Annotated in this window: 1 protein-coding gene and 2 tRNA genes; 1 reads left to right on the forward strand and 2 read right to left on the reverse strand. The window is 57.7% G+C overall.

Annotated features, from left to right (window positions below; translation table 11 throughout):
• Window positions 1-105 precede the first annotated feature (105 nt).
• Window positions 106-179 (reverse strand) — tRNA-Gly (locus V5T82_RS18055).
• A gap of 69 nt (window positions 180-248) precedes the next feature.
• Window positions 249-334: transfer RNA gene (locus V5T82_RS18060), tRNA-Tyr, on the reverse strand.
• A 198-nt stretch (window positions 335-532) separates the two neighbouring features.
• On the opposite strand from V5T82_RS18060, the gene rlmB reads away from it, so the two are divergent.
• The gene (rlmB, locus tag V5T82_RS18065; RefSeq protein WP_332897072.1) at window positions 533-1,375 is read left to right on the forward strand and encodes a 23S rRNA (guanosine(2251)-2'-O)-methyltransferase RlmB; all 843 of its coding nucleotides are present in this window, start codon (window positions 533-535) and stop codon (window positions 1,373-1,375) included.
• The last annotated feature ends 33 nt before the right edge of the window (window positions 1,376-1,408 follow it).

The raw sequence follows: 1,408 nt of genomic DNA on the forward strand, positions 1-1,408 counted from the left end.
CCTTGGCCATAGTCCGACTTCCTCAAACCTAAGAAGGCATTCAATTACAAAAATAGATCAAACCAATACTTGGCGGACCTAAACACTAGCGTCTCTGCAGGGGGATGGAGCGGGTGAAGGGAATCGAACCCTCGTCGTAAGCTTGGAAGGCTTCTGCTCTACCATTGAGCTACACCCGCAAGCGGTAACTCCCTCCCTTTGCAGGGTTTCCGGCCAGTGTTCCCTGCCTGCGTGCTTCTTAAGGTGGATGGTGGAGGGGGTTGGATTCGAACCAACGTAGACGTACGTCAACGGGTTTACAGCCCGTCCCCTTTAGCCACTCGGGCACCCCTCCTTATCCATAAGGAAGCACGTCGGCAAGCCGACGGTCCGGACGAGGCGCAATATGAAGAATTTCAAGCCTATGTCAACAGCCGAGTGACGTTTTTGCTTAACTTTTTTTACCCCCCTACCCACTCAGGCGCAAAACCTTTGATTCCCTTCAGAAAAAAGGACCAAGACAAAACGCCGTTTGGGGTGTAAAAAGCGCCCTATGGCAAAGCGAAAAAAACATTTGAATAAGGGCCGCTCGGGTCACCAGACAGAGCATTCCCGCGACAACATCCGCCGTCAAACCAAGGGCGGCAATTGGCTCTATGGCATTCATGCATGCTTAGCGGCTTTGGCGAATCCCGAACGCGACGTCAGGCGCATCGTTGTGGCTTCTGATGCTGCGGACGATTTGGAAGTCCCTGTGGTCGAAGCGGCCAACGCGGCTTTTGAAGCCTGCGAAGTCCCCCGCCCCCAAATCGAGTGGCGGGATCGGCGCGATATCCACGACCTTTTGCCCCGCGAAGCTGTGCACCAGGGCATCGCGGTGGAAACCATGCCGCTGGCTTACCCGGTCATCGAAGACCTTTTAGAAGCGTCTGAGGGCTTAAGCTCCGCCAGCGTCGTCATCTTGGACCAAGCCACCGACCCCAGAAACATCGGCGCGGTGATGCGCACGGCGGCGGCGTTCGGCGCGCTGGGCGTCATCGTGCAGGACAAGCACGCCCCAGACATCACGGCGAGCATGGCCAAAGCGGCATCGGGCGCCATCGAACGCCTGCCCTACGTCAAAGTCACCAACATCGCGCGCGCCATGGAACAGCTCAAAGCGGCTGAGTTCTGGTGTGTCGGGTTTGACGGCCACACGGACGAGACGCTCAGCGCGAAAACCCTCAAGGGCCGCAATGCGTTGGTGCTTGGGGCGGAGGGCGCGGGCCTGCGCCGTTTAACGCTGGAAAACTGCGACATCATCGTCAAAATCCCCATGTCGGAAGCGGTGGAAAGCCTCAACCTGTCGAATGCAGCAGCCATTGCGCTGTATCAGTTTAAGCAGTCGAACGGGTAAGCCTCGCCCGCCACTCCCATCCCCCCCCCCATC

Source organism: Magnetovibrio sp. PR-2, from assembly GCF_036689815.1.
In the GTDB taxonomy this organism is placed as follows: Bacteria; Pseudomonadota; Alphaproteobacteria; order Rhodospirillales; family Magnetovibrionaceae; genus Magnetovibrio.